This is a genomic window from Pseudenemella bisphenolivorans (genome assembly GCF_051133435.1).
Taxonomy (GTDB): Bacteria; Actinomycetota; Actinomycetes; order Propionibacteriales; family Propionibacteriaceae; genus JAAYAO01.
This window is the reverse complement of sequence record NZ_JBPGNY010000008.1, coordinates 1-25,466: the sequence shown is the minus strand read 5'-3', so window position 1 is coordinate 25,466 and position 25,466 is coordinate 1. Positions and strand designations below refer to the sequence as shown.

The 25,466-nt window shown below is 61.8% G+C and carries 26 protein-coding genes; 6 read left to right on the top strand and 20 right to left on the bottom strand.

Annotation, left to right across the window (positions count from 1 at the left end):
• Nucleotides 1-47: 47 nt before the first annotated feature.
• Complete coding sequence (locus ACR4XW_RS15690) at nucleotides 48-1,094, bottom strand: PDDEXK nuclease domain-containing protein (RefSeq protein WP_434761516.1); 1,047 nt, start codon at nucleotides 1,092-1,094, stop codon at nucleotides 48-50.
• Nucleotides 1,091-1,681, bottom strand: coding sequence for a recombinase family protein (locus ACR4XW_RS15685; RefSeq protein ID WP_434761515.1), 591 nt, complete (start codon nucleotides 1,679-1,681; stop codon nucleotides 1,091-1,093). The genes ACR4XW_RS15690 and ACR4XW_RS15685 overlap by 4 nt, the downstream gene beginning before the upstream one ends.
• Before the next feature lie 661 nt (nucleotides 1,682-2,342).
• On the opposite strand from ACR4XW_RS15685, the gene ACR4XW_RS15680 reads away from it, so the two are divergent.
• Nucleotides 2,343-2,960, top strand: coding sequence for a DUF4145 domain-containing protein (locus tag ACR4XW_RS15680; RefSeq protein ID WP_434761514.1), 618 nt, complete (start codon nucleotides 2,343-2,345; stop codon nucleotides 2,958-2,960).
• 216 nt (nucleotides 2,961-3,176) lie between these two features.
• Here ACR4XW_RS15680 and ACR4XW_RS15675 read toward each other — a convergent pair whose 3' ends face one another.
• The 7 genes from ACR4XW_RS15675 to ACR4XW_RS15645 all read right to left on the bottom strand — a co-directional run bounded on the left by ACR4XW_RS15675 (nucleotide 3,177) and on the right by ACR4XW_RS15645 (nucleotide 8,602).
• Complete coding sequence (locus ACR4XW_RS15675) at nucleotides 3,177-4,190, bottom strand: DUF3644 domain-containing protein (protein ID WP_434761513.1); 1,014 nt, start codon at nucleotides 4,188-4,190, stop codon at nucleotides 3,177-3,179.
• Nucleotides 4,191-4,319: 129 nt separating this feature from the next.
• Nucleotides 4,320-5,183: an NgoMIV family type II restriction endonuclease gene (locus ACR4XW_RS15670; protein WP_434761512.1), complete on the bottom strand. Its 864-nt coding sequence runs from the start codon at nucleotides 5,181-5,183 to the stop codon at nucleotides 4,320-4,322.
• On the bottom strand, nucleotides 5,180-6,139 hold the full coding sequence (locus ACR4XW_RS15665; RefSeq protein ID WP_434761511.1) for a DNA cytosine methyltransferase: 960 nt from the start codon (nucleotides 6,137-6,139) through the stop codon (nucleotides 5,180-5,182). The genes ACR4XW_RS15670 and ACR4XW_RS15665 overlap by 4 nt, the downstream gene beginning before the upstream one ends.
• A 344-nt stretch (nucleotides 6,140-6,483) precedes the next feature.
• Nucleotides 6,484-7,569 carry a DUF4192 family protein gene (locus ACR4XW_RS15660; RefSeq protein WP_434761510.1) on the bottom strand — a complete coding sequence of 362 codons (1,086 nt, stop codon included), beginning with the start codon at nucleotides 7,567-7,569 and terminating at the stop codon, nucleotides 6,484-6,486.
• The gene (locus tag ACR4XW_RS15655; RefSeq protein WP_434761509.1) at nucleotides 7,562-7,726 is read right to left on the bottom strand and encodes a hypothetical protein; all 165 of its coding nucleotides are present in this window, start codon (nucleotides 7,724-7,726) and stop codon (nucleotides 7,562-7,564) included. The genes ACR4XW_RS15660 and ACR4XW_RS15655 overlap by 8 nt, the downstream gene beginning before the upstream one ends.
• On the bottom strand, nucleotides 7,726-8,253 hold the full coding sequence (locus ACR4XW_RS15650) for a hypothetical protein (RefSeq protein ID WP_434761508.1): 528 nt from the start codon (nucleotides 8,251-8,253) through the stop codon (nucleotides 7,726-7,728). Before ACR4XW_RS15650 ends, ACR4XW_RS15655 begins: the two co-directional genes overlap by 1 nt.
• Nucleotides 8,228-8,602: a hypothetical protein gene (locus ACR4XW_RS15645; RefSeq protein WP_434761507.1), complete on the bottom strand. Its 375-nt coding sequence runs from the start codon at nucleotides 8,600-8,602 to the stop codon at nucleotides 8,228-8,230. The genes ACR4XW_RS15650 and ACR4XW_RS15645 overlap by 26 nt, the downstream gene beginning before the upstream one ends.
• 185 nt (nucleotides 8,603-8,787) lie before the next feature.
• Here ACR4XW_RS15645 and mobF point away from each other — a divergent pair, with 185 nt between their 5' ends.
• Nucleotides 8,788-11,964 carry a MobF family relaxase gene (gene mobF, locus ACR4XW_RS15640; protein WP_434761547.1) on the top strand — a complete coding sequence of 1,059 codons (3,177 nt, stop codon included), beginning with the start codon at nucleotides 8,788-8,790 and terminating at the stop codon, nucleotides 11,962-11,964.
• Nucleotides 11,965-11,977: 13 nt separating this feature from the next.
• On the opposite strand, the gene ACR4XW_RS15635 is transcribed toward mobF, so the two are convergent.
• A complete protein-coding gene (locus tag ACR4XW_RS15635) occupies nucleotides 11,978-13,267 on the bottom strand; it encodes an AlbA family DNA-binding domain-containing protein (RefSeq protein ID WP_434761506.1) in 1,290 nt (429 codons plus the stop codon).
• Nucleotides 13,268-13,366: 99 nt separating this feature from the next.
• Nucleotides 13,367-14,167, bottom strand: a complete 801-nt coding sequence (locus tag ACR4XW_RS15630) for a hypothetical protein (protein ID WP_434761505.1) — start codon at nucleotides 14,165-14,167, stop codon at nucleotides 13,367-13,369.
• 147 nt (nucleotides 14,168-14,314) lie between these two features.
• Here ACR4XW_RS15630 and ACR4XW_RS15625 point away from each other — a divergent pair, with 147 nt between their 5' ends.
• Together ACR4XW_RS15625 and ACR4XW_RS15620 are read left to right on the top strand one after the other, a co-directional pair.
• Entirely contained in the window at nucleotides 14,315-14,614 is a 300-nt protein-coding gene (locus tag ACR4XW_RS15625; RefSeq protein WP_434761504.1) for a hypothetical protein, read from the top strand.
• 177 nt (nucleotides 14,615-14,791) lie between these two features.
• Nucleotides 14,792-15,301, top strand: a complete 510-nt coding sequence (locus ACR4XW_RS15620) for an excisionase family DNA-binding protein (RefSeq protein ID WP_434761503.1) — start codon at nucleotides 14,792-14,794, stop codon at nucleotides 15,299-15,301.
• A gap of 257 nt (nucleotides 15,302-15,558) precedes the next feature.
• On the opposite strand, the gene ACR4XW_RS15615 is transcribed toward ACR4XW_RS15620, so the two are convergent.
• The 3 genes from ACR4XW_RS15615 to arsB form a co-directional block, all read right to left on the bottom strand.
• A complete protein-coding gene (locus ACR4XW_RS15615; RefSeq protein ID WP_434761502.1) occupies nucleotides 15,559-16,899 on the bottom strand; it encodes an FAD-dependent oxidoreductase in 1,341 nt (446 codons plus the stop codon).
• A gap of 128 nt (nucleotides 16,900-17,027) precedes the next feature.
• Nucleotides 17,028-17,447 carry an arsenate-mycothiol transferase ArsC gene (locus ACR4XW_RS15610; protein WP_434761501.1) on the bottom strand — a complete coding sequence of 140 codons (420 nt, stop codon included), beginning with the start codon at nucleotides 17,445-17,447 and terminating at the stop codon, nucleotides 17,028-17,030.
• Entirely contained in the window at nucleotides 17,444-18,562 is a 1,119-nt protein-coding gene (gene arsB / locus ACR4XW_RS15605; RefSeq protein WP_434761500.1) for an ACR3 family arsenite efflux transporter, read from the bottom strand. The genes ACR4XW_RS15610 and arsB overlap by 4 nt, the downstream gene beginning before the upstream one ends.
• 84 nt (nucleotides 18,563-18,646) lie before the next feature.
• On the opposite strand from arsB, the gene ACR4XW_RS15600 reads away from it, so the two are divergent.
• Entirely contained in the window at nucleotides 18,647-18,997 is a 351-nt protein-coding gene (locus tag ACR4XW_RS15600; RefSeq protein WP_434761499.1) for an ArsR/SmtB family transcription factor, read from the top strand.
• Nucleotides 18,998-19,269: 272 nt separating this feature from the next.
• Here the strand turns inward: ACR4XW_RS15600 and ACR4XW_RS15595 are convergent, their stop codons facing one another.
• The 6 genes from ACR4XW_RS15595 to ACR4XW_RS15570 form a co-directional block, all read right to left on the bottom strand.
• Nucleotides 19,270-19,557 carry a type II toxin-antitoxin system RelE family toxin gene (locus ACR4XW_RS15595; RefSeq protein WP_434761498.1) on the bottom strand — a complete coding sequence of 96 codons (288 nt, stop codon included), beginning with the start codon at nucleotides 19,555-19,557 and terminating at the stop codon, nucleotides 19,270-19,272.
• On the bottom strand, nucleotides 19,554-19,838 hold the full coding sequence (locus ACR4XW_RS15590; RefSeq protein ID WP_434761497.1) for a type II toxin-antitoxin system Phd/YefM family antitoxin: 285 nt from the start codon (nucleotides 19,836-19,838) through the stop codon (nucleotides 19,554-19,556). The genes ACR4XW_RS15595 and ACR4XW_RS15590 overlap by 4 nt, the downstream gene beginning before the upstream one ends.
• Nucleotides 19,839-20,030: 192 nt before the next feature.
• On the bottom strand, nucleotides 20,031-20,612 hold the full coding sequence (locus tag ACR4XW_RS15585) for a type II toxin-antitoxin system RelE family toxin (RefSeq protein ID WP_434761496.1): 582 nt from the start codon (nucleotides 20,610-20,612) through the stop codon (nucleotides 20,031-20,033).
• Nucleotides 20,609-20,938, bottom strand: coding sequence for a type II toxin-antitoxin system Phd/YefM family antitoxin (locus ACR4XW_RS15580; protein ID WP_434761495.1), 330 nt, complete (start codon nucleotides 20,936-20,938; stop codon nucleotides 20,609-20,611). Before ACR4XW_RS15580 ends, ACR4XW_RS15585 begins: the two co-directional genes overlap by 4 nt.
• Nucleotides 20,939-20,993: 55 nt before the next feature.
• A complete protein-coding gene (locus ACR4XW_RS15575; RefSeq protein WP_434761494.1) occupies nucleotides 20,994-23,201 on the bottom strand; it encodes a copper-translocating P-type ATPase in 2,208 nt (735 codons plus the stop codon).
• A 57-nt stretch (nucleotides 23,202-23,258) separates the two neighbouring features.
• Entirely contained in the window at nucleotides 23,259-23,507 is a 249-nt protein-coding gene (locus tag ACR4XW_RS15570) for a heavy-metal-associated domain-containing protein (protein ID WP_434761546.1), read from the bottom strand.
• Between the two features lie 890 nt (nucleotides 23,508-24,397).
• On the opposite strand from ACR4XW_RS15570, the gene ACR4XW_RS15565 reads away from it, so the two are divergent.
• Nucleotides 24,398-25,027, top strand: a complete 630-nt coding sequence (locus ACR4XW_RS15565) for a CueP family metal-binding protein (protein WP_434761493.1) — start codon at nucleotides 24,398-24,400, stop codon at nucleotides 25,025-25,027.
• Nucleotides 25,028-25,466 lie beyond the last annotated feature (439 nt).

The following is a 25,466-nucleotide window of genomic DNA, read 5'->3' as shown; positions in this document are numbered from 1 at the left end:
CTGTCGATCAGGGTAGGAGTGTTGAGCCGCAGTTCTGAAGTGTCGGGCTAATACCGTTCCTCAACCTGGGAGAGTGCTTCGCCGGCAGCGGCGGAGAGTTCTGCTTCGGTGGGCAGGACTTCGCGCAGCGATTTGGGCAGGGCGTCGTAGTTGAAATCAGCGACGGCGAGGGGCTGGTTGGTGCCGGCAAGGGAGTAGCGGACCACGTTGTCGTTGCGACCCGCGCACATCAAGATTCCGATGGTGGGGGAGTGGCGGTCGTGGTCTCGCAGGTTCTCATCGACCCAGGAGACGTAGAAGCCGAGCTGGCCCAGGTGGTCAGGGGCGAAGCGGCCGATCTTGAGTTCGACGACGACGAAGCGAGATTGGACCCAGTTGAAGAAGAGCAGGTCGATGTAGAAGTCGTCGCCGTCGACCTCGAAGTGGTATTGACGGCCGACGAAGGCGAAGCCGTGGCCGAGTTCGAGAAGAAAGTCTTGGAGGTGCTTCATCAGCGCGGCCTCGAGGTCGCGCTCGGCGGCTTGTTCGGTCAGGTCGAGGAAGTCCAAGACGTAGGGATCTCGGGTGAGCTGCTGCGCCAGCTCGGAATCGGCTGATGGCAGTCGTGTCGGGAAGTTGGACGGGGCGGCGCCGGTACGGGCGTGGAGGCGGTTCATGATCTGGTTGAGCAGAACGTTGCGCGACCAGCCGTGCTCGGCTGCTGCGGCGGCGTACCAATCCCGCTCAGGCTGATCGGTGGTCTTGTCCAGCAGGACCATGATGTGGCCCCAGGGAAGTTGTCCAGCAGGTTGCTGGACAACTCCATCTGGCCACGCTTCGGCGAAGGAGCGCATGTAGAACAGGTTGCTGCGCGACAGCCCGCGCATCTGCGGGAACGCTGACCGCAGATCCGTAGAGAGCCGTTCCACCACTGCGGTACCCCATCCTTCCGCTTGTTGGCGGGTGAGAATGGTTCGGCCGATCTGCCAATACATCTCCATGAGTTCGGTGTTGACCACGCGCTGCGCACGCCACCGCGACTCCGCAACGGTGCGCTTCAGCTCTTCGAGCAAGTCGGCGTACCCGGCAGGTACGGGTAGATCGTCTTTGCTCATCGCGTGGCCTCCGCTGCGGTGCTGGCTGTCGAAAGGTCTGGGGCGTTCAGTACCCGGTAGATGGTGGCGCGCGAGACCCCGAAACTGCGAACCAGCTCGGCGATCGTCTCCCCACCCTCCCGGAGTGAACGCACTTGGCGCGCTTGGGCGGGGGTGAGTTTGGCTGGCCGGCCGGTGTGGCGGCCGCGTCGACGCGCAGCTTCCCGTGCTGCAGCGGCGCGCTCATGCATGAGGTCGCGTTCGTACTCGGCCAGGGAGGCGAAGATCCCGGCCAGCATCCGACCGGCGGGAGTGGTGTAGTCGATTCCCTCACGTAGGGAGCGCAGCAGAACTTCTGCCCGGGTGAGGGTCTCGATCGTGCGGATGACTCCGGACAGCGAGCGGCCCAACCGGTCCAATGCGACGACCACGACCGTGTCACCCGGCCGGACGTAATCGAGAAGACCCGCCAGCCCAGGGCGATCGTCACGGGCGCCGGAGAGTTTGTCGGTGAAGATCCGGTCGCACCCGGCCGCAGTCAAGGCATCAGTTTGTGCGGTGAGTGATTGGTGAGTGGTGCTGACTCTGGCGTATCCAACGACTGACACGCACTGAGTGTTTCAGAAGTTGGCGCTCCACCCTTGGTCCGACGCGCTCAGTTTCGTACCGACTTGTGACGCACTTTCGGCCCTCGAGTACCGAGGGAGGAGTGTCTCAGTGGTGGTTGCCTCGTAACCAAGGAAATGAGACGGCCGAACCTGACCTGGTGTTGCCACTGCGTGAGCGTCGGTTGAAGGTCGTCGGCGACAGCCTGTGCCACTCCCGGAACTGCTCCAAGGCCGGAGCAAATTCGGAAGCGGGCAGCCCGCGGGGTTCAGCATGAGGGTGTCAGATTTTTTGTGTAGGGGTCGGCCCTGAGAAAGGACCATGATGACCGACACGATTAAGCCTGTGAGCGATGACACCACCGAGGCAAACATGACTGAAGCGGAGCGGCCGAGCCAGGCTCCAAGAGTGCCGCGCGATCCGGGCTGCTGGCACGTGTCCCGCGACACGTCCTCCTCATCAACTGCGCATACTGGCTCCTAATATTTGCCGCGTGGCCTTGGTTTCTGGGTCTAACCTCGGTAATCCAATCCCAGGAATACTCAAGGAATGAAGCTGACTGAAAACTCCCGAGCAGCGGAGTCGCTCCTTAAACAGGGCAGTGGTCATAAGGTTAAAGGCATGGCAAGTACTACGTGCGGGCATTGTGGGACCTTGAGCCACATGGACGCCGCAAGCGGACTGCATTTCATCGTGGCGCGAAGCAGGTTGCATATTGAAGCCGCGTACAAGTGTCAGAACTGCCTTCGATTGAGTCTGGCGGCCGAAACGTTGTCGAGTAACGAGAGAACCTCTACGCAAGTATCCGGCCCAGAGGCTGCGAATGCGCGCAACTGGAGAGCGCCTCGGTGGATGCCGAGGTACAAGGAGATCGTCGAGTTCAAAGATGTGCCTCCTCACATCGCCGAAGCTGCGTCCGAGGCGACTCTGTGCCTCAGTGCCGGAGCCTTTCGGGCGGTTGGCTCGCTAGCCCGTGCCGTGATTGAAGCGACGTGCAAGCACAGCGACGCCAAGGGCAGGAATTTAGAGGAACGTATCGATGGTTTGTACGCGAGCGATCGCATTCGGAATCACACGAAGGAGCAGGCTCACGAGGTTCGTCACTTCGGTAATGACATGGCTCACGGCGACTTTGCAGACCCGGTGACCAAGGAAGAAGCCGAGGAGATCATCGAGTTAATGGCGGAAGTGCTCGACGAGGTTTACCAATCGCCAGCACGGTTGCAGCAGCGGAAGGCGGCACGGCTGGCGCGGAAGGGAGAGAGCACGCCCGTGGTGTGACGGTCAACGTGGTCCTTTCGAGCACTCGCCAGCGCGCCACTACGGCTGCAGCCTTTTATTATCATTGCGTGGCTGGTTGCTGTAGCTGTCATGGTCAGAGCGAGTGCCTGCTGTGCTCTGCCCCTAGTTGAGACTGAGCGTTAGCGGATAGCTCCCGCAAGTGGGCGTGTTGAGTGGGCGGGGTTCCGCAGGTTCTATCTGCCGGTAGGGCGATCGCTAGCCAGTGGATCGTCTTTGGGCAAGGTGTTCTTTGTATGCCTTGCGGGCTTCGTCGTAGTAGGTGTCAGGCTGGGAAACCAGAAATGCGACGGCGGCGTGGGAGTACACGTGGCTCAGCGAAGTGGAGTGCTTCCAAGCATATTCCGGGTTCTCCCGCATGTTGCTGTGCCAAACGGCTGCGGTTCTATCGTGAGTAGTCAGGTCGCGCTTCGCTTTGCGCTTCGCATTCACCTTCTTGAGGAGCTCGGTGGCGGTGAGTGGATGCCCGTCGTTGGGGTCGTAGGTGCGCTTTAGGATCTTGCCATCGGCATCTTGGTCAACCGCAACAGACAAATCCGCAGCGCTTGCGCGTTTCTTTGAGTGCAGGGCAACGTCGTAGTAGGTGTAGATTCGGCCGGTATCCCCGCCGATGTCTTCTACCGACTCGATTCCTCGCCGCAGCTCCACTAAGAACTCGTTGATTGCGGGAAGCGTCCTGGCGTCGGGATCGACCCTCATGAACTGAACTGCCTCACTGGGTGTGGTCGCAGCTAGCGGCAGAAGGTCCCACGTGATCGACTCTGCTAGGTCTCTACCGTTAACTGCTACTAAGAAGTCCCGGAAGTTGAGCACAGCCTGCTGAAGGTAGGAGTAGATGACCGTGCCGAGCCCGTCAGCGTTGTAAAGATGGATTGCCCGGTTTCGGAATCCCTGTAGTGCCTGAATGTTCACGGCGGTCGCGGCACCGTCTAGAGATGCGGGCCACAGCTTACGATTGCGCACGACCTCGAGGCACTGATCAAGGCCGATGGACTCGTAAGGGCGGCCGCGCTCCTTCTTCTTGAAGATACGGACCCTGTGACGGCGCAGGAGGCCTTTCAACGCCAACTCCCAAGCGTTCGTGACGAGGATGGCAGTAGTCTCGTTGCGATACTCGATGCGAGGCTTGTTGAAGAGCTCAATGGCCGAGAGCATGGCCGAATGAGCGTTCGCGAAGAGTTTGACATGGGAGACGTAGGGCACACCAGCCATTCATCTTCCTCCTACGGTTGTCGTCGGTGACTTGAATCCTGATCATGGCAGGATCGTCATCGGTGTTGACCTCACGGTGGCCCGCTGCCGAGCCGGACGGGACCGTCAACTGAACGGCGGAGTTATGGCCTAGACCGCTAGGTCAAGGGGAAGGTCGCTGATATCGCGGAGCCGTTTCCCGCTTACCAGGATCCCGAGCATGGACTCGGCTTCGTCGTTTCCGCTTGCCTGGACGGCCTTCGTCAGCTCAGGCAGCGCAAAGTGGTACACCGTATCCACGTCACCGGTACCCAGCGCTAGCGACGCGAGTCGCGACGGTGTGGGCTCCGCGGTGACTACGACGATATGCGGTGTGCGTCCCTTGCGGTTCCGGATCATATTCAGCGCCTCAGACCTAGCGTTCTGAGCACGGTCAGACCGCAGCGTCCACTTGCACGACACGATGGCGTGAACGATGGCACGTTCCTGGTTGGCACTGCGGATAACTGTGTGCTGGGCAGTGTCGTCATCGACGATCGCGGCATCGCGGTTGATGACCGCATCCGGCTCCGGCTCGCGCAGCACGAGTACATCGGGACTGATCTCGTAGGAGTTGCCAAGTACAGAAGCAAGCATCGGATTCTGCCGGATGGCCGTTGCGAGATCATCAAGGTGTGTGTAGGGCTCATACCGGGCGACTTGGTATTCCGCACGTGAACCACCGACATCCTCGATGCGCCAGTTGCCGGGCCGGATGGCTCCCAGTTGAGGGAAGGTAATCTCGAGGAATTGCTGGACCGCGCGCTCAAACAGATGGCCTGCCCGCTGCCCATCCAGTTTCTTCGGCACGACATGTGCACCGATGTCGGTGGCGATGCTGAGTGCGATGTTCCTGCTTGTCTTCTGGCTGCCGTCGGCGTTGGAGGCCACGTTGTCGGCCGATAGGGACAGTGTGTTGTCATCGATGAGGCGCTGGTGGAACGCCTTACGTGCACTGCTGATCAGCGACGTCATGCGACAACCTGGAGACCGTTCTTCGCGCCCAGGATGGTTGCTTTGATCTGTTCTCCTACGGCCTTGGCCACGGGAGGGGGAAAGGCGTTGCCGACCTGACGGTATGCGTTTGTCTTGCGCCCGGTGATTTTCCACTCAGGAGGAAAGCCCTGTATGCGTGCGGCCATCTCGACGGTGAGGCGAGGCATTCCGGTGAATCCCGGCTCCGGCGCCTCCTCGGCGAGAGTTTTACCGTTGACGCCAAGTGTTTCCCAGGCCCGGCGAGCTCGGGTAGGCCCAAGATCAGGGCCGCCGTGCTTCTTCGAGCCGCCGACGAGGGTTGGGGCAATGGTGTTTGCGCGCTCGGCCCACTCGTCTACACCTTCCCAGCCATTGGCTCCCATAAGGTCTCGCAGCGCTTCCCCAACCGTTGGTGCTACTACTTGTGGGTCGGGTGTCGGCCATTCAAATGTGCGGCCCAGATCCTTTCGGATAGCAACGAAGATGACGCGCGGACGTAGCTGCGGAACCCCGAAATCGGAGGCGTTCAGTAGCTTCCATCCAGGCGCGTAGCCCAGGTCTTTGAGCTGGTTCTCTACCTCGGTGCGGTAGGTCTGAAACACGATGTCGAGGAGGCCACGAACGTTCTCGAGCATCACTGCTTTGGGTCGTAGTGCTCCTACCAATTCGATTGCACGGGGGAACAGGTCGCGCTCATCGTCAGCGCCTAACTGTCGACCGGCTTTGGAAAAGGGAGGGCATGGAACGCCGCCGGCCAGCAAGTCCACGTCCTCGTATCCGGTGGGGTCCCATGTCAGCAGGTCTTGTTCGATGACATTCCAGTCAGGACGGTTTGCGCGCAAGGTGGCACATGCGTGCTGGTCGATCTCGACTGCGGCCAGATGATCGAACCCCGCTTGTTCCAAGCCAAGCGCCTGGCCACCGGCACCGGTGCAAATTTCGACTGATGTCAGCAATGCTTCCTCCTGGATCTTGGCTGAGCGTATCTATCTAAGGCGGGCTGCGCCTCTTGTGCGCGGCGGATGTTTCGGCGGCATGATGTTCTCTTGCTCACTGACTCGACCATGCCTCCTGCCTCTGACAGTCGAATTGGCTCCGGATGGAAGACTGTGGTGGAAGTCTCGAGCCTGGCCGGGTTGAGCCCAGCCCATGGGTGGCCAGCACCGAGCGGGACGGGCAGCCGTGGCGGAAAAGCTGCGCGTTGGGCTCCAGCCGCGCAACCCTCGTTGTCGGCCCGGTCCACGGCCAGCCGCCGATTGGTCGAGCTACGCCACCTAGTGAGTTTGACCGTCGGTGACAGTCACCGATCCAATCCACGATCTGGAGGGCCTAGAGAAGCCGGTGGAGAGGGTGTCGTAACGTCCCGCTGAGGCTGCTGATGCCGCCCCCTCGACCGCTCACGAATGCTTTGCCCGCGCTCTGCAAGAAACATGCGATCTGCCGCACCGAGATCGATGGGGTTGGCGGCCATCGCTGCTGCGCGGAAACTTTCCGGCGGGACGGCTGCTTCGATCGAGGCATCGATCAGCTTGCCGAGCGAAGCGTGGGGAGACCCTTCCGCGGTGTGTTGGAGGGTTGTTTGGGCGGCGGGACCATGACCGCCGTAGTAGATAGCGGTGGCTGCTACAGGTGCGAGGTGCCCGCGATACTCACCGGGTGCTCCGGTGAATAGCGAGGCGACTACTTCTCTCTTGGCAGGGTCGCTTGCAACGTCGATGAGGACACTGTCACGGACCACGCTAGCGCTGAGAGTGGTGTGCGCCAGTTCGGACAGGTCATCGGGTGTCGGCTGATGGCCGGGCTGGGACAGTTGGTCGAGGAGTTCTCGGCACCTGGCCACACGAACTGATGGCAAGGAGGTATCGATCCGGCGGGCGAGATCCGCGGACGCGACGGGGTAGGTCGGGGTCTCGAGGGGGCGGTAGCGGTCTAGCATTGTTTGCCGGTCACGGGCCGCGACACTTTCCCCGCGCAGTGCGAACTGGTCGCCTTGGTCAACGATGGGTTCTGGGTCGCCCCAGGTGTGGCCGTCGCTCATCAGGAAAGTGCCAGCTGCGGTGTCTACCGCGAAGACAGCGGGGGTGTTGCCATGGTGGGAGAGCGCGCTGGCGAGGCGTTCGGCCCGGATTTGTCCGGCAGGACCGTAGGCAGCCACGAGGTAGGTGGCGGCGTTGACGCGGGTATGGAGGTAGTCGGCCATCTTCGGGCCCTGATCGAGATCGGGGCCGAGCGCTTCTTCCCAGTTCAGGCCGATGGTGACTTTTAAGGAACCGGATTCGCCGAGTGCCAAGACAACGAGTTGATCATCAGTGGGGTGGTAGCTCAACAGGTGGGGGATGGTGCCCACGATGTCGGCGGGGCCACTGACGCGCTGGGGCTCACTCATCGCCGCTGCTCTCCTTCTGGTTGAGGTCGATCACGATGTCGATCGGGGGAGTGATCACTTCGACACCCTTCGCCTGTTCGGTGGGGGTGTGTTCGGTGATAGTGCGGTGTAGTGCTGTTTCGATGATGGATGCGGACAGTCCGTTGGTGGTGTTCATCAGGACTCCTCAAGGTGGTTGTCGGAGAAGAGGTGGTCTTGGTGGATGTCGTCGCCGAGGCCGGTTTGGGCGATGACGAGGACGTTGTTGCTGAGGCGTGCGGCGTCGCGGATTTCGGTGGCGCGGCCGCGTGCGCCGCGGCGGTCGCGCAGCGGGTTGCCGGGGGTGCGGCGGCGTTGGGCCCATTCGCGGCGGTTGTCAGCGTTGGTGCGGGGCTGCCAGTGCTCGGGTGTTTGGCATAGGGGGTTGTCGCAACTGTGCGAGACGACCTCCACTGTGAGGAGGGAGTCGACGCCGTGGTGGAGTGCCCAACCGAAGCGGTGGGCGATGATCGTGACGGCCCGGCCGTCGGCGGTGTCTGCGAGCCAGAACCGGCCGTGTCCGTTGCCGGAGATCGCCCCGGTCCAGATCTTGGGGCAGGCCATGCCAGCCACGGTCTTAATGTGTTTGGTGTAGCGGGCGATCACGGTTTCGTTGGTGACGGCCCGGCGGAGGATGTGTTCAGTGGTGGGGCTCAGCGGGCGCATGACGTGCCACCTCCTCGGAGTCAGGCTCACCCTGGTTTTCATCATCACGGTCGGTCTTGCGGCCGGTGCCCTTGAGTGTGTCGCGGAGTATCTGGACGCTGCGCGGCCACCGCAGGCGTCGCAGGTCCACATCGGTGACCTGGGCGAGTTCTTCGACTCCGTACCCCTGATCGGACACCGCAGCACTCACTGCCTGTTCGAGGTCATCCATGGCGGCCACAAGGGCTTCTTCCGCAGCCGTGAGCCGGGCGGCGGCGTCAGCGACTTGGATCGCCGCCTCGGCGCGGGCTTGCACGCGGCGTTTCTCGGCGTCGCGGACGCGTTTTCGGATTTCTGCTGCGGTGGCCATCGTCTACTCCTCAAGCAGTTGGAAGTCAGTAACCGCTTTCACCGTAGTACACCGATGGACCACCCGAACCTAACACCATCCACACCCCGCAACCCTTCAGAAGCACCAGTCACCAACAAAAGAGACAAAAGCGGTTTGCACTAAGGTATCCTCGACGGATACGGGGGGTGGTTGCGTTGGCGTATGTGGTTCGGTTGAACGGTTCGGCGGCGCAGATTGACTACCGTTTGGGTGGGCATCATGGGTGCTCGGATCATGGTTTTGATTACCGCACTGATGCGCGTGAGCGTCCGCTGAGATGGATGGGTTCAGCGTTGCCGGCGTTGGGCATTGCCCCCGGCAGCGAGCTTGCCCCGAAAGATTTTGTGAAGGCGCGGTCGTTGATGGCTGGTGTTCATCCGGTGACGGGGGAGCAGCTGGTGAAGCCGAAGTTGGGTGTGTTTGAGGATTCGAAGGTGCCGTTGGCGCCGTTGGTGGCTGCGGTCCGTCAGAGGGCCCAAGAACAAGGTGTAACCCCCACCGCGTTGTTGGGTAATGAGCGGTTGGCGCGGGAGTTCGCGTCTGCGGAGCGGGCGGTGGAGCGACTGGGCGATGGCGCGAAACGCCGGGCGGATGATGCGGGGCGGATCGCGGACGCGGTCGGGTTGGATGTGGAGGTGGTGTGGCCGGCGGGGGTGTTTGAGAAGGCAGTCGCAGGCTTGTGGGAGGTCCGCGGGGTGCTGGACGACCAAGGCTTAGAGGGCTTTGAGGTGGTGCCGCGTCGGCAGGTGGTGGGTAATGCGGGGTATGACATTGCGTTCACGTTGCCGAAGTCGAACAGCTTGTTGTTGGCGTTCGCTGAGGACGGTACGGCGGATCGGATTGAGGACACGTACGCCCAGTGTGTGACTCAGACGTTTGGGTGGTTGGAGGGTCGAACGTCGTTTCAGATGCGCGGCAAACATGGCCAGGGTAAGACCGCCCGTCGGGTGGTGGGTTCGGGGTTTGCGGGGTGGGCGATGGTGCACCGCTCGGCCCGCCCGGTGGCGGGGGAGGCGATTGGGGATCCGCATTGGCATGTGCATGTGACGATCGCGAACCTCACCCAGGCCGAGGATGGGAAGTGGTCGACGGTTGCTGCGGGTGGGCGGGAGTTGATGAACCATGCCCCGACTGTTGATCACGTGTTGAAGGCGTTGGTGCGGGGTGAGTTGTCCCGTCAGTACGGGGTGGAGTGGGCGCGCAATGACCGCACGGGGGCGTGGGAGGTCGCCACGATCCCGGACGAAACGTTGGTGGCGTTCAGTCGCCGGGGTGCGAACATCCGGGGGATGCTCACGGAGCTGGGTTACGACAACACCACCGCCTCGTCGACGGCGAAACGGATCGCTGAGGCCCACGCCCGCGGCGGGAAAGAAGACTCCTCGGCTGCGAGTGATGCGACGCTGCGGGAGCACTGGGCGCATCGCGCCCACGACCTCGGTCTGGATGTGGCTGGCATGGTCCACGCCGCCCTCCACGGCCCCGGTCAACAGGGGGAGGGGCGGCCGAATCATGACCGGGTTGAGGAGATCCGACAGCGCTTGTTGGATCCCGAGACGGGGTTGACCGCGCACAAGCGCCGCGCTGGATGGTTAGAGGCAGTGGCGGTCGTTGCCGACAGCCTCCCCACTGGTGCGGAAAGCATCGAAGAGATCGAAACGCTCACGAACGCGGTGTTGGCTGATGATCGTTTTGTCGCGATCGAGGGCCGGCCGAATGATCGCCCGATGCTGACCACCCAGGATGTGATCGATGCGGAGAAGGTCATCTTCACCCGCGCCGAAGAGACTCATGGTTTCGTCACCGTCGAGGTCGAGGTGGCGCAGGCTGCGGTGGAGTTGACTGAGGTCACCCAGGGCTACGAACTGTCTGAGGAACAAGCCCGCGCGGTATTCCAGCTGACCGGCTCTGGTCGGGCGATTGAGACGTTGTTGGGTCCGCCGGGGACGGGGAAGACGACGTTGTTGCGGGCGGCGAACACCGCGTGGGAGGCCGGTGGGCACCGGGTGTTGGGTGTGGCGACGGCGGGGGTTGCGGCGCAGAATCTGCAGTTGGAGTCCGGTATTGAGTCGGTCACCATCGCCAAGGTCCTCTTTGAGGCCAACAACGGCACCAACTTGCTGGATGGGGTGCAGGTTTGTGTGGTTGACGAGGCGAACCTGACCGACGACCGCGCCCGCGCCCACCTGTACTTGTTGGCCGCGGAGACCGGGACGAAGGTCGTCGAGGTCGGCGACCACCTGCAGCTGCGCGGTGTGGGGTGTGGGTCCAGTTTCGGTGTCCTGCACACCAAGTTGGGGGGCCCAGAACTCACCGAGAACCGCCGCCAGAAGTACGTGGATGAGCGCAACGCCCTCGCCCGGTGGCGCGATGGTGACTTCCTCGGTGCGTTGCAGTCCTGGCACACCCGAGGCCGTCTCATCGAAGTCGACACGATCGACGAGAAGGTGGCAGACATGGCCGCCACGTGGCGGGCCGAGACCACCGGAGCCCCGGATGCTTGGACGGCACTGGAGGGTGTGGTGATGATCGCCGGCACCAACGAATCCGTTGACCGACTCAACGCCACCGTCCAAGGGATGCGCGAACAGCAAGGAGAAGTTAGCAACGTCACTGAATGGCATCTCGCCGCCGGCCGTGTGGAGCGATTCGGTGTTGGGGATCAGGTGATGCTGCGCCGCAACGACCGCCAAGGACGACTCACCGGCGGCCAAGCCGTCGTGAATGGTCAACGTGCTCTCGTCACAGACACGCATCCCGATCACGGCGTGACTGTGCAGTGGAAAGCCGAAGGCCCCGACGGTCCTACCTGGCGGACCGCAGTGCTGGATCAGGAGTACATCAGTGTGGGGGGCCTGCAGCTCGGGTACGCGATGACCGCCCACAAGGCTGAAGGGCTCACCGTGTCGGCCGACTGGCAACTACCCGATGGTCAACACCAGCACGGGACTACGATCATCGACGTCGACGGGATGGACAACGCCGGCCTGTATGTCGCAGCCAGCCGCCACAAGGGCCGCATGCTGGCATTCGGTGCCACGGAAGTCACCGAAGTCCCAACTCACGAGGACCAGACGCCAGCGACGCTCCTTGAGCGGGTGAATCAGCTGGCGGCTCGTACCCGTACTGATCCGAACGACACCCCAGTCACCGATCCTGGTGAAACCGTTGTGGTCGATCAAGGCGACATCAGTGCCAGCGATGCGCTGTTGGCGCGTGCCAAGGCGCTACGCACCCGCGCGCAGGAACACTCTGAGCAGGGGCAAGCACCCCAGATATCGCCGACACAAGACACATCAGCGCCGCTGCCACCACACCGGGATCGAGGAATTGACCGATAACTGGTGACCGAAATCAGGACAGCTCTGGTGGCTCGGCGATGCGCTGCAATCTCAAGACGCCGCCTTGGTTAACGATGTCGCGCGCGAACTGATTCAGATCTGGAAGGAACGAATCGACCGTGGCAAGTGGGTCGAGGTCAATGGTCACGGGCTGGAAGTGGTGGATCGGCTCGACGGCATCTTCGGGGTTCAACAAGTCCCTTATGCGAGGATCGGTGGTACGGATGTAGACAGGCTTGTCTGGGTTGCCCAGCAAACCAGCGCGTACGCGATAGCCGCTGTTTATCTGTCGTTCGGTCGAATAGTCCCGAAGCGTGGCCATGAAGTCGACTAGTGCTGACTCCACGTCGACCGACCGGCAATGGTTTGGCTGGCCGACCGGGTAGTACTGAGCGCCCCGCTCATCATCCGTGAGCGCTCCTAAGCGGTACCCCGCGAGGACTGCGCCGTCATCGTGGAGCGATTTTCTGTAAGGGAAGGCCGATCCCTCAGAGCTACGGATCCGCCACTGACGCAGGCCCTTGCGAACTACTGCTGCACCGGATGCGTACGGAGTCGTAGCTGTGGGTTGGAGCAGACCTGGTGGCACCGTGGGATGCACGAATTGGTAGGCCGTGTTCTCTGTCATAGGTGGGGCGGCACGGAAGGAGCGGACGGGAAGCGCTGCGATTACGAGGCAGACGCCTTGGTCAGGGTTGAGTCCCTGGGCTGCCTGCTCAAATGCTGTGTGGAGTTGCCGTTCGCGTTCAGACGCGCGTTGGAAGCGCTCACGGAAACCACGCTCGATCTCTCGATCACTCATGAACACGGTGTGCGGTCCATTGCGCAGAGGTGCGATGAGCGCGTTCTTACCCTGGCGGGCGAAGTGTGGGGCATCCGGTGAGTCGGGAATGTGAATCAGCACCACATGCCCGTCGCCGTGTGCGACTGGGAAGAACTCCAAGCCGACTACCGGTGGGCCGATACGGGTATAGGCGACGTCCAACAGTCGCTGCTGGGAACTCGGGCTCCAAACCAATGGAAGGATCTCGGTGGCCCCGTCGCCGCCATCTTCATCGATCCCGAGAACGATCCACCCACCGCCGCTGTTTGCCATTGCAGCAATGTCTTTGGCTGCTTCATCAAGGTAGTTAGGATCTCGCTTGTTGTAGTCCTCACGCTTCCAATCGAGGTCAGCCTGCTCAGTCACTCGACCTTGGACTACGCGGTCGATGAGCTCGGGAGTCAGGTCACCGGGCTCGAGCCCGAGTGCTCGGTGTAGTGGAGTGAACAACGCAAACCCTTTCGCGAGGTCAGCAGGCATTCTGGTGCAGCTTCTAGAACGACTAAAGCATGCGTAACCGAGGCGGCCGCAGGGTCAAGGGTCCGTCCAGTCGAGACTGCAGGGGTTCTTCTGACGGGCTCACCCTGCTGCAGATTTAGATCGAAGTAGGAGAAAGTGAAATGCGGTGTGAACCACCGGGACAACAATTCCGAGGTCTGTGAGGAAGCTTCCGGGCATTCGAGTTGTGCCATTACGGCTAAACGAGGGGACGTAGCGCGGCCAGCCGTAGCCGTGTGCAGCACCGCTGTATACATGCCAGCACCATTTGATGCTGTCGGAAAGCGCTGCGACGGGTTGAGAGTCATCAGCCTGCTGTTCGACTAGCTTACCGATGGTCTCTGCCATGGCTTGGATCGTGTTGAACTCCCCACGTGGACGATTTCCCCCATAGGTTGATCGGTGGCGCTGTGTGGTTGCCTCAACTTCATCGTCAGTGGGGCGCAGAACCTCTATGGCTTGGAAGGTTGCAAAGTCTTTGAGCGCGCTGACGTAGCTGTGGCCATCTTGATGCACGATTGCTCTGCAGTTGGCGAGCCGTTCTAAGGGGTCTTCAGGCCCAAGAGCAAAGACAACTCTGCCAGCGCCCATGAGAGCCGATCGGAGGAGGCTCTGCAGTACGATCGGTTTCGTAGGATGAGACTCCTGCAGGATCTCTTTGAGCATCGTGACTGAATCCTGCGAGGTTTCCATCGCCGCACTCACCGTGTCGATCAAGTTGACTGCTCCACCAAGGGTACTTCGCTCCAAGCGAAGTAACTCACTGTCGGCAGGCAGTTTTCCGCGCATCTGATCGCGGTAGGTATGGAGCAACTCAATGGTGGCCATCTGCCGGTCAAGGAACGCCTCATCTTCCGGCGAATTCAGTCCAATGTCGATCACGGGATGCACGGTACCGCCCAGCACTGACTGAGGCTGTGCACGCGCGAACAGGCCTTGAAGGTGGCCACCGCAAACCCTTTATACCCCTGGGGGTATGTTCGAGTTATTATGACTAATTTGGCCGAGTCATTGACGACAATTATCTGCATGGACCTGACTCCCATCGACCGAATCCTGTTGCGCGCTCACGAGATCAAGCAGGTGCTCGACGGTCACGGCCTGCACAACGCTCGCGTCGTCGGCTGGGCAGGAGCCGGCCACGAGGGTGTGCCCGGCGTTCCCGCAGAGATCCAGGTCGACCTGCCCGAGGTGACGGACCTGACCAGCGGCGACTTGGCGCGACTCGATCGTGAGATCAGCGCGATGGTCGGGGTCGAGGTTGTCGTCTGGGCCGAGCGTCCGGGCGAGGCGAGGGTGCTCTCGGGCGAGAGGATCCACTACCTCTAGCCCGGTTTGCAGTCCTTGCTGCCTTGCGGGGTGTGGGGTCAAGAATCTCGCCCGATCGATGCGCGAGCGAGCTCCGCACGGGCCTAGGAGGACGAACTGCGACTTTCGTAAGTTTCGTAAGTGGCGTATCTTGGCAAGACGGAACCCTACGAGACAGGACAAGACGGGAGGGCCGCTATGAGTGCTAGTGCGCCGGAGGTGTTCACGTCGACGACGGCTGAGGACGAGGCCACACTCGATGAGTTCTTGAGCTTCATCCGGCAGCATGAATCGCAGGGCGGCCGAGCTCCAGAAGCGTCGTACTACCTGTCGGGAGCGTACGAGGGCGACCGGGTCGAGCTGACCGAGGGGTTGTACAACATCCTTAAGCGGGCAGCCGAGGCGCTGCGGCGCGGGCAGTCGGTGAACATCTTGGCTGTGGATCAGGAGATCACCACTCAGCAGGCGGCTGAAATCTTGGGGGTAAGCCGGCCTACGGTGGTGAAGCTGATTGATGATGGGCAATTGAGGGCTACTGTCCCAGGGACTGTGCGTCGGAAGCTCCGGCTTCGTGATGTGCTGAAGTATCGCGATGAGCTCCATGAGCGACGCAGCGACTTCATTGCTCAGTCGTCGGCTGAGCATGACGACGATGTAGATGAGGCCGAGGCGGCGGAGTTGCTGGCTGAGATCCGTACTCAGCGGTAGGAGCCAGTGTCGATGAAGACGGTTCGTAGCGGCCAACGAATAGGGTCGCGGCGATCGCAGTGTGACTCATCCAGTGTCGGCGAGATCGCTGACAGCCATCCGGCAGTGAGTGGTGCAGAAAGCGCTTTAGGTGGTGGTCTCGGCGATGTGGAGGAGGCCACCACCTGGGCGATAGTCATGGGTGGTCCGGAGACCGGTGGCTGGTAATGGCCACCACTTGTCGGCATGTCAGTGGGAACCGGTCTATTGAGTAGGCGTCAGCAGCACGAGGAGGATGCTGGTGCGCCGATCGTCACCAGCTGTGGTCCCGCGGTGTCGCATGACCCGCCGAGGTCGGTGCTGCACACGCCTGTTTCGGGGAGGTTGAGGTGCACAGCGTCTGCGGCGGCGCGGTCCCCGGCCAACGCTGCTGTGATGGAGCGGACCTGTTCATAGCCGGTGGCCATGAGGAAGGTGGGGGCTCGTCCGTAGCTTTTCATCCCTACGATGTAGAAGCCGGGCTCTGGGTGTGCCAGGAGGCTCTCGCCATGGGGCTCGACGCTGCCGCAGGAATGGAACTCTGGGTCGATCAACGGTCCCAGCTGGCGTGGTGCCTCTACGGCAGGGTCGAGTTCGAGGCGAAGCTCACTGAGGATCGTAAGGTCTGGCCGGAAGCCGGTCGCAGGCACAACCAGGTCAACGGTGAGGGACTGGGGGCCGTCCGGTCCCGATGCGGACACACACACCTGGTCGCCTGCCGCTTCGAACCCGTTGATGACGAAGGATGTGTGGACCTCGATGAGGCCGGATTCCACCGCAGCGCGCAATCGAGAGCCCAAGGCTCCGCGGGCAGCGAGCTCATCGCGGCCCTCACCGCCATAGACGCTGGACACATCCGCAGACCGTACAGCCCAGCTGATGCGTGTCGCCGATTCCTCCTGGGCCAGTTCCACGAGATCGAGCAATGTATTGGCCGCAGAGTGCCCGGCTCCGACGACGAGAACGTGTCGACCGGCGAACCGGTCGCGGTCGCTGCCGGTCACTGCCGGCAGGGGACCGGTGATGTGGCCACTGGCTGCGGCCTCGGCCTCGCCAGGTGCAGGCAGGCCGGCGCGGCCTAGGGGGTTGGGCTGGTCCCACGTGCCGGAGGCATCGATGACGCTACGGGCGCGCACATCCTCAAACGTGCCATCGGAATGGGCTATGCGGACGAGGAACGGGGTGTTGTCACGGTTCGCGCTGCGTGTTTTGTCGATGCCCTCACGGGAGATCGCGATGACGCGGGCGCCGGTTCGGATGATGTCACCCAACGTGCTTGCGAGCGGGGTGAGGTATTGGTCGATGAGTTCGTGTCCGGTCGGCAGGTCGGCTAAGTCGGGTTCCTGCCAGTCGGTGGTTTCTAGGAGTCGTCGGGCAGCGTGGTCGATGTTGTAGCGCCACGGCGAGAACAGTCTCGTGTGTCCCCATGTGCGGATCGCGGCACCTACTGAGTCGCCGGCTTCGAGTACTACGGCAGTGAGCGCGCGCTCTTTCGCATGTGCTGCGGTTGCTAAACCGACAGGGCCGGCGCCGATGATGACCACCGGCAACTCTGAGGTGCGTGGGGACGTATCAGTCATTTCTTGTCTCCTGACGGATAGGGGTGAGGAAGGTGGTGTGGTGTGAGGAAGGCGCGAGCGTCCAATGGTCCGCGCACCGGCGTCGGCGTGGCGGCTGCGCATGTGGGGGCGTCCCGTCAGGGGTGTGATCAGTTGTTGAGGAGCTCGGCTTGCAGGGCGCGGACCCGGCTGTCGATGTCGTCGCGGACTAAACGCATTCGTTCGATTCCTTCGATGCCGCGATTGGAGGGTTCGTCGGTTGTCCAGGTTTCGATCGTGGCTGTCATGCCTGCGGCAGGTTCGACGCGGGCCTCTTGGCCGAGCACGATGACCCGGTCAACGCGACGTAGGAGGTCCGGGTCGATCGATTTGGGCTGTTCACCGGCCATGTCGGCGCCTGATTCGGCAACCACTTCGGCGGCGAGACCGTTGACGGAGGTACCTGGTGTGGTGCCGGCGGAGTGGACCTCGATCGCGTCTCCGGCGTGGTGGCGCAGCAGCGCGGCAGCGATTTGGGACTTGCCGCCGTTCTTGACGCAGATAAAAAGGACACTGGGCTTGAGGGTCATGATCGAACTCCAGAGGTTGAACGCTTCGGGACGGTCGGGTCGTTACGGAAGAGCTTGGGGCCGGCCCACAGGGCCACGTAGACAAGGCCGACGAGGACGGGAACCTCGATGAGTGGGCCCACGACTCCGGCCAATGCTTGACCCGAGGTGATTCCGAAGGTGCCGATTGCTACGGCAATGGCCAGTTCGAAGTTGTTGCCCGAAGCGGTGAAGGCCACGCTGGTCGATTTCGCGTAGTTCAGACCCACCGCTTTGGAAGCGAACAGGCTGATGACGAACATGAGGACGAAGTACAGCAGCAGCGGCACGGCCATCCGGGCCACATTCCAGGGCTGTGAGGTGATCGCCTCACCTTGCATGGCGAACAGCAGCACGATGGTGAAGAGCAGCCCGTAGAGGGCCCACGGCCCAATCTTGGGTAAGAACTTCTCCTCATACCAGTGGCGTCCCTTGGCCTTTTCCCCCAGCACGCGGGTGAGGAAGCCGGCAAGGAGTGGGATGCCGAGGAAGACTAGGACCGAGGCCACAATGGCTGAGACGGAGAACTGCGCTGAGGTGGTCTCTAGTCTCAGCCAGGACGGCAGTACTTGGAGGTAGAACCAGCCCAGGGCGCCGAAGGCTACGACCTGGAAGATTGAGTTGATGGCCACCAACACCGCAGCTGCTTCGCGGTCACCGCGGGCCAGGTCGTTCCAGATGAAGACCATCGCGATGCAACGAGCTAGGCCCACGATGATCAGTCCGGTGCGGAACTCCGGCAGATCGGGCAGGAAGACCCAAGCGAGAGTGAACATGAACGCTGGTCCGACGACCCAATTGAGGAACAGGGACAGGGTGAGCAACTTCCGATCGCCGGTCACTCGGTGCATCTCGTCATAGCGAACCTTCGCCAGTACCGGATACATCATGACTAGTAATCCGATGGCGATCGGCACGGAGATCCCGCCGATCTTCACTGCGTCCAACGCTCGGTCGAGCCCGGGTATGAAGCGCCCCAGCAGCAGTCCGACAGCCATCGCAGCCAGGATCCAGATCGCCAACCACCGGTCTAGGAAGGACATCTCCTTCGCCACCGGCGCTGCTTGCTGCGCCGCCGTTGTTGCGGGGGTGCTCATCGGCACGTAACTCCTTGTATTGATGGGTATCTATATGCGCAGGCTACGCTTACACATCGATGGCCGTCAATGTATGATCACGGGATGAGCCCTTCGGTGGACAACACGGAGCTGAGCCTGGCGACCGAGTGCTGCGCGCTGGACGCCGCACCGCTCGGGGCCGCAGAGGCAGAGCGGATTGCGCGGCAATTCAAAGTGCTGGCCGATCCGATGCGCCTGCGGGTGATGTCGCATGTGGCGGCCCAAGGCTGTGACGCGGTGTGTGCCTGCGATCTGATTGACGTCCTCGACATCAGCCAGCCCACGATCAGTCACCACCTCAAGAAGCTTGTGGAGGCTGGACTTCTGGTACGGGAGCAGCGCGGCAGGTGGGCTCACTACACCGTGGTGCGGGAAGCCTTCGCAGAGTTGCGCCAGTTCCTGTCGCTGGACTGATGGGTGCAGCACATTGCCTAGGTCCGAAGGCGGTATCCCTGGCCGCGGACGCTTTCGAGGAGGTGGGTGTCGCAGTCGGGCCTCGGTGAGTTTTCGTCGCTGGCGGCGCACGATCCGGCGTGTTCGTTCGTCGCTGTCTCGCGTCGGACTCGTGAAAAACCTCTTGCACGACCCGGGCCGGCGTCTCGAGGGGTCTGACCTCGTGCGGGTGGGGTGCGACGCCTTTTCGTGCATCCGCATTGCCGGAGTGAGGCGCTGCTAAGCAGTCGCGATCAGCGTGGGCGGTAGACGTCTGCACGGTGGGCGACGTGGATCACCAGCACGACCAAACGTTCATCGAAGATCTCGTAAATGAGTCGGTAGGGGCCTCGCCGGGCGCCCCAGAGCCCTTCGAGGTCGCGCTGCAAGGGCTTGCCGACTCGTCGCGGTGAGCGTGCGAGGTCGCCGTAGGCGAACTCGATGATGGCTGGCACGATGCGGGGTGGTACGCCGCGGAGGTCACGCTGGGCGGTACTGGCGAATTCGACCCGATAGGCGTCGTTCTCGGGTGTGTTGCTCACCGCGACTGCCGGCGCGGGACGCCGAACTCGGCTCGGATCTCGTCCTCGCTCGAGGTGGTTCCGGCATCGAGCTCCTGGCGGGCTCGGGCGACGTCGTCGAGGACGCCGGGGCGGGAGAGCCAGAAGAGTGTCTCCTGGAGTGATTCCCACTCGTCTGCGCCGATGAGCACCGCTGCGGGTGAGCCGTTCTTGGTGATCGTCACCTGGTCGTGGGTGAGTGACACGGCGTCGACATACTCGCTGAGTTTGTCCTTGACCTTCGAGATCGGGAGTGTCTGCATACTGCTAGTATAGGTCGTGATTCTAGCTTCCAGTAGGCCTGAATTATGGCCGATAATAGTGATTATGACATTTCGTAGTCTGCGTATGGCATCAGATGAATCAATTCCGAGAGGATGATCAGCGGCATGCGCATGGTGCGGGCAGCTCAGTTGGCGGCCTCGAGAATGTCGTAGGCAGAAAGCGACTGTGCCTTAACCGCGTGGTGAACCGATGTAGGCATCCCAGATTTGTTGCGCCTGATCCGGTGTTAGTCGGTTGACTTCTTGGCGAGGCATCTTCACAACACTGGTCAGCGTGTGCACGAGCCAGTCCGGTACGGCATCGGCAGCAGTAGGTTCAGTCGAGGCTTCCAGCCCATAGGCAGCTTTGCCTAGCGCTGATAGCGCCTGTGCGAGCGGGATCGTGTGTGGCGAACCTTCTAGTGTCCTTACCCGATCCTGCACTTCGGAATACACCTCGGCATCACTGCGCGCTCCAAACGCCCACACCTCCGCGACGTCGACCACGATCGCCCCAGAATCGTCATGAGTCACCCGCCACACAATGCGCCAGTCTCGATCGCCAACCACAAGCTTTCGAAACCCAGCCAAGCTCCCACGTAGCGGGGCGCCGGCCTCAGGGTCCTGTTCCAGTAGCAGGCACTTCTTCAACGCCCACCGCACTACCTGAGGATCGCCCTTCCGCTGGATCGTCTCAAGGTCGGACAACGCGCTGTCGGTGAGTCGAACGACGACTGCTTCAGCGTCGCGATGCCGACCTGATCCGCGGCTCACTCGCGACCGGAAGCCAGATCGTCGGCCAGTTCAGCTTCGAGTTCTGCCCGATCCAAGCCAAAGGCGTCGATCGCGGCATCCAAGTCCGTACGCACACCACTGTCGGTCACCATTCGCGCAAGGAGCAGGACGCTCTCCCGCAGGTCGTGTTCGAGGCGGCTGATCTCCTCCAGGTGGGCCATGCTGACAATCGCAGCCACAGCCTTGCCATGACGCTCGACCACAATGTCTTCCCCGTGCTCGGCTGACTTGACCAAGCTGGACACGCCTCGGGTCGATGCCTCGGTGACCGAGATGGCGTGCGGAGCTGAAGCAAATGCTGTCATGCCATAACTGTATAGATTTCTATATAGGACGCCAAGCCGGGGCCTTCAGGGGGCGTCAATGCGCGGTCGTCGGTTGAAGAGGAGCCTGGGACCGTGGAAGAGCGATAGGCGCTAGGCGCTCTGGGTCCAGGTTGATTCGGCGTAGGAGTTGGGCGTTGAGTGCCACCACGATGGTCGAGGCAGACATCAGGATCGCGCCCACTGCGGGAGAGAGCACGAATCCGATGGGGGCGAGCACGCCGGCGGCCAGCGGGACGGCAATTACGTTGTATCCGGTGGCCCAAACGAGGTTCTGGACCATCTTGGCGTAGCTGGCCTTGGAGAGGTGAATCATGGACAGCACCGCGCGCGGGTCGTTGCTGGCCAGTACCACGCCGGCCGATTCCATGGCCACGTCGGTGCCAGCCCCGATGGCGATGCCGACCTCGGCGCGAGCCAGAGCTGGGGCGTCGTTGACGCCATCACCGACCATGGCCACGGTCAGTCCTCGGGATTGCAGCTCACTGACCTTAGAGTCCTTGTCCTGGGGCAGCACCTCGGCGAAGACTTCGTCGATATCGAGGTCGGCTGCCACGGTCTCAGCGACCTGACGGGCATCGCCGGTGATCAATCCCACCTTTACTCCACGTGCGTGCAATGCGGCCACGGCGGCTCTGGACTCGGGGCGGATCTTGTCCTCTACCGCGACCGCACCGATAACGGAGCCGTCACGGACCACGTGCAACACTCCTGCGCCTCGGTCTGCCCAGGTCTGGGTCTTGGCGCTGATGGGTTCTGGGGTGTCTAGGGCGAGTTCACGGAGCATGTTTGGTCCGCCGACGAGGATCTCGGAGCCGTCCACGGTGGCGCGCACCCCGCGTCCCATGGCTGCGCTGAAATCTGTGCCACGCTTGCGCATCGTGCTGGCTTCGGGGTGGTCGGCGGCGGCAGTGACGATGGCTCTGGCCACCGGGTGTTCGCTGTCGGTCTCGGCGGCGGCCGCGTAGGCCAGGAGTTGCGCCTCGGTCACGTCCGGCATGGTCATGACATCGGTCACGGCGTGGGCGCCCTCAGTGAGGGTGCCGGTCTTATCGAACAGCACCACGTCAATGGTGCGCATCTGCTCTAGGGCCATCCGGTCCTTGATTAGCACCCCGGATTTAGCTGCCCGCTCGGTGGAGATTGCGATCACCAGCGGAATAGCCAGTCCTAGTGCGTGCGGGCAAGCGATTACCAGCACGGTTACCGTTCGGGTGATCGCATCACTTGGCTGCCCGATCGCAGTCCACACGATCGCGGTGATGATCGCCGCGACCAGGGCAAACCAGAACAGCAGCGCGGCGGCCCGGTCTGCCAAGGCCTGGGCCCGAGAGGAGGACTCTTGGGCGTCGGCGACCATTCGCTGGATCCCGGCCAGGGTCGTGTCGGTCCCGACGGCTGTTACCTTCACCCGCACGGTGTTGTCGGTGGCCACGGTCCCGGCGACCACCACGTCCCCGCTTTGGCGCAGCACGGGCTGGGACTCTCCGGTGATCATCGCCTCGTCAAACTCGGCAGCACCCTCCATGATGGTGCCGTCGGCTGGCACTCGGGCTCCGGCCCGGACCAGCACCACATCGTCGACTGCGAGCTCGGTGATCGGCACGGTGATAGTGCCCTCGTCCACGATCTTCTCTGCCTCGTCCGGCAGTAGCGCGGCTAGGGCGTCTAGGGCAGACGAGGCCGCACCCAGTGCGCGCATTTCCATCCAGTGGCCGAGCAGCATGATGGTCACTAGCAGTGCCAGTTCCCACCAGAAGTCCAGCATGAGGTTCCCGATGCCCAGGGTCGTGATCCAGGAGGCGATGAAGGCCACGGTGATGGCCATCGCGATCAGCAGCATCATTCCGGGTTGGCGGGAGCGTAGTTCGGTGATCCCGCCCTTGAGGAAGGGCATGCCGCCGTAGAGGTAGATCACGGTGCCCAGTACCGGGGCGATCCACGCTGAGCCGGCGAACTCGGGAACCTGGTACCCCAGTAGCTGTCCGACCATGTGGCTGAAGATCAGCACTGGCACGGATAGCACTAGCGAGAGCCAGAACCGGTTTTTGAACATGGCCGTGCTGTGCCCGGCGTGCTCACCGTGGTCGTGGACATGGTGATCTTCATCCAGCGCCGAGTGGGCGTGATCGTGGGACATCGCCTGACCGTGGGTGTCGGCGTCACCGGTGTGGTTGCCGTGGTCAGTGTGGGAGGTCGTATCTGTGTGCTCAGCAGCGGGATCGTGGTTGTGCGGAGAACTCATGAGAGTGCACCTTCCTACCGCGACTCGGCGGCGTGATGCCGACGTCTGCGGATTTGATTAGAGGACACGGTAGTCCGCTTCGATTGCCGCCCGGACGGCGTCGGTGGAGGCGCGCCCAGTTACGATGACGGACGAAATTCCGTGCACAGCTGGTTCGACTCGGACACCGTCCACCGCGTCAAGGGCACTTACACGGTTGACGACACGGTCCACGCAGTGTCCGCAGGTCATTCCCTCTACTTGGTATGTCACAACGTCGGTTCCCGTCTGGGCGGCACCGGCGCTGTGGCCTCCGGTGTCGGCCATCGCGTTGCTGGCCGGGGCGCAGCACGAGCAGCCGCTAGTGGCCAATGGCAGCTGGGTAGGGCCGGATTCGATCATGACGATCTCCTTGAAACTTGCGGAGGATGCGGGAACGCACCCCACCCCCGGTATATACCCCCTAGGGGTATCTTTCAAGCGATGAATTGGCGATGAAACGTGGCCCCTGCGCATCCCCTGCGTCGGCGACCTGCTTGGACGCTGCCCAGGGCAGCTCGACAATCCTGTTCAGTCTCACCTCTGCAGCATCTGGGCGGTGAAAGGCTGGCTTCCGGCTCGTGGATCTTCATCAAATCTTCACAATAAACAGGGTCCTCAACGGCAAAGTTGGCTTCAGGCCAAGAAGCTATAGAATCCCTTACATGAGCGCAGCGGGTTCAGTTGGGCGATGGGCTCACGCATCCGCTTTTCGCGTTCTTCTCATGTGTGGCCTTCTTGCCATCGCGGGACTATGCGGGCTTCTGGGCAACAGCCTAAGCGCGACAGCGTCTCCCCCCGCCTTGAATTCTGAGTTCACCGCGACCGCCGCTAATACGCCGGATATAGCTGTCGCGGCAACTGCGCCTGTCAGCCAGGACTCGTCCCCCGGCTCCGGGTCCGACTGTCCACATGACCACATGGGGCTGGCATTGCTATGTGTAATGGCACTCCTTGGCAGTGTGCCACTTGCCTTACTGTCGAAACCGATTTCCGTCAGGATTCGGCGTACTATCCCGTCCGGCCCATTGCTTCGAAATCCTTTTACGAATCTAGCTCGTACGCCTTCTCTGCAATTTTTATGCATCTGTCGGAGATGATCCCCGGTCGAATTCAGCACACATACTGCGCTGATTTCCCATTCACCGATGACATTTAGCGACATATGCAGAGGAAACATGAATATCTACCCACGCTTCGGGTCATTCGGCGGTCGGCTCCGTCGTCCCGCACTCCTGACCATCCTTTTGGCGGGTTTTCTGGCCGTCGGCGCCACTGTCTCGGGGTGTTCGCCATCCCCGGAAAATGATCTTTCCCCCACCGACAACGCCATGATGGCTGATCATGGCCTCGAAGGGCTGGACGCGCGTCAGGTGATCGAGCTCCTCGATACCATGCCTGTTGCTGACCGTCCGGCAAACCTCATCGCGTCTGTACGCCCCACCGAACTCGCGCTAAGCGATAACCAGGACCGTGAAGTTTCGCTGCCCTTGCCGCGTGACGAATTCTACTTGTCCGTGGCCCCGTACGTATCTCGAACGCACGATTGCCACTTCCATAGCCTGACCACCTGCATAGGTGAACTAAGCAACGCAGAAGTTCATGTGACAGTCACTGACGCCGACACCGGGGAGGTGCTGATAGATGAAACCCGACGGACGTATGACAACGGGTTCATCGGGTTGTGGCTGCCGCGAGGATTAACGACAAACCTCACCCTCGAAGTGGATGGAAAATCTGGGGTCGCTCCTGTTTCGACTGCGGGTGACGAAGTACTGACGTGCCTAACGACGTTGCAACTCTCCTAGCATTTTCAAACTTCACGTCAATACATACTCTCCACGCATCCTTGGGTGAGCGACGCCCGCGTTGGGATGGGTGGAAACTTACCCCTGCACGTTTATTGCACATACTAAGTTTGTGCTTCTTCGCGCCTCGAACCAAGCGCGGGTATTTACGCTGCCCGCGCGGGTCACAGCGTTCGGAGAGATTTATTTGCTTCTAACACACAGTTAACCGACACATTGACTAACTATTCACTAGTTGAAGAGTGGAAGTGGACCCACCATGTTTAAAACGTTCCATCAGAACGTATCGGACTACCACGAAGAGTCCGGTTGTTCAGAAGAGTCCGGCTGGGACCAGATCGTTTTGTACACCGTTGTCTCGCTACTGCGCGGTGCGCAGTGTGACCAGATCCAGGGGGTGTGACCGTGTTGCGCAAAGGTCTGGTTCGAGGGTTTGTGG

What these genes read in the sequence shown, in the direction of transcription:
- ACR4XW_RS15620 (WP_434761503.1), top strand. Translation starts at nt 14,792, where the DNA reads ATGAGTGCTAGTGCGCCGGAGGTGTTCACGTCGACGACGGCTGAGGAC.
- ACR4XW_RS15650 (WP_434761508.1), bottom strand. Translation starts at nt 8,253, where the DNA reads ATGCGCCCGCTGAGCCCCACCACTGAACACATCCTCCGCCGGGCCGTC.
- ACR4XW_RS15575 (WP_434761494.1), bottom strand. Translation starts at nt 23,201, where the DNA reads ATGAGTTCTCCGCACAACCACGATCCCGCTGCTGAGCACACAGATACG.
- ACR4XW_RS15570 (WP_434761546.1), bottom strand. Translation starts at nt 23,507, where the DNA reads ATGGCCGACACCGGAGGCCACAGCGCCGGTGCCGCCCAGACGGGAACC.
- ACR4XW_RS15580 (WP_434761495.1), bottom strand. Translation starts at nt 20,938, where the DNA reads ATGACAGCATTTGCTTCAGCTCCGCACGCCATCTCGGTCACCGAGGCA.
- ACR4XW_RS15565 (WP_434761493.1), top strand. Translation starts at nt 24,398, where the DNA reads ATGAATATCTACCCACGCTTCGGGTCATTCGGCGGTCGGCTCCGTCGT.
- ACR4XW_RS15690 (WP_434761516.1), bottom strand. Translation starts at nt 1,094, where the DNA reads ATGAGCAAAGACGATCTACCCGTACCTGCCGGGTACGCCGACTTGCTC.
- ACR4XW_RS15645 (WP_434761507.1), bottom strand. Translation starts at nt 8,602, where the DNA reads ATGGCCACCGCAGCAGAAATCCGAAAACGCGTCCGCGACGCCGAGAAA.
- ACR4XW_RS15590 (WP_434761497.1), bottom strand. Translation starts at nt 19,838, where the DNA reads ATGCAGACACTCCCGATCTCGAAGGTCAAGGACAAACTCAGCGAGTAT.
- ACR4XW_RS15680 (WP_434761514.1), top strand. Translation starts at nt 2,343, where the DNA reads ATGGACGCCGCAAGCGGACTGCATTTCATCGTGGCGCGAAGCAGGTTG.
- ACR4XW_RS15660 (WP_434761510.1), bottom strand. Translation starts at nt 7,569, where the DNA reads ATGAGTGAGCCCCAGCGCGTCAGTGGCCCCGCCGACATCGTGGGCACC.
- arsB (WP_434761500.1), bottom strand. Translation starts at nt 18,562, where the DNA reads ATGAGCACCCCCGCAACAACGGCGGCGCAGCAAGCAGCGCCGGTGGCG.
- ACR4XW_RS15600 (WP_434761499.1), top strand. Translation starts at nt 18,647, where the DNA reads ATGAGCCCTTCGGTGGACAACACGGAGCTGAGCCTGGCGACCGAGTGC.
- ACR4XW_RS15635 (WP_434761506.1), bottom strand. Translation starts at nt 13,267, where the DNA reads ATGCCTGCTGACCTCGCGAAAGGGTTTGCGTTGTTCACTCCACTACAC.
- ACR4XW_RS15610 (WP_434761501.1), bottom strand. Translation starts at nt 17,447, where the DNA reads ATGACCCTCAAGCCCAGTGTCCTTTTTATCTGCGTCAAGAACGGCGGC.
- ACR4XW_RS15655 (WP_434761509.1), bottom strand. Translation starts at nt 7,726, where the DNA reads ATGAACACCACCAACGGACTGTCCGCATCCATCATCGAAACAGCACTA.
- ACR4XW_RS15670 (WP_434761512.1), bottom strand. Translation starts at nt 5,183, where the DNA reads ATGACGTCGCTGATCAGCAGTGCACGTAAGGCGTTCCACCAGCGCCTC.
- ACR4XW_RS15615 (WP_434761502.1), bottom strand. Translation starts at nt 16,899, where the DNA reads ATGACTGATACGTCCCCACGCACCTCAGAGTTGCCGGTGGTCATCATC.
- ACR4XW_RS15675 (WP_434761513.1), bottom strand. Translation starts at nt 4,190, where the DNA reads ATGGCTGGTGTGCCCTACGTCTCCCATGTCAAACTCTTCGCGAACGCT.
- ACR4XW_RS15625 (WP_434761504.1), top strand. Translation starts at nt 14,315, where the DNA reads ATGGACCTGACTCCCATCGACCGAATCCTGTTGCGCGCTCACGAGATC.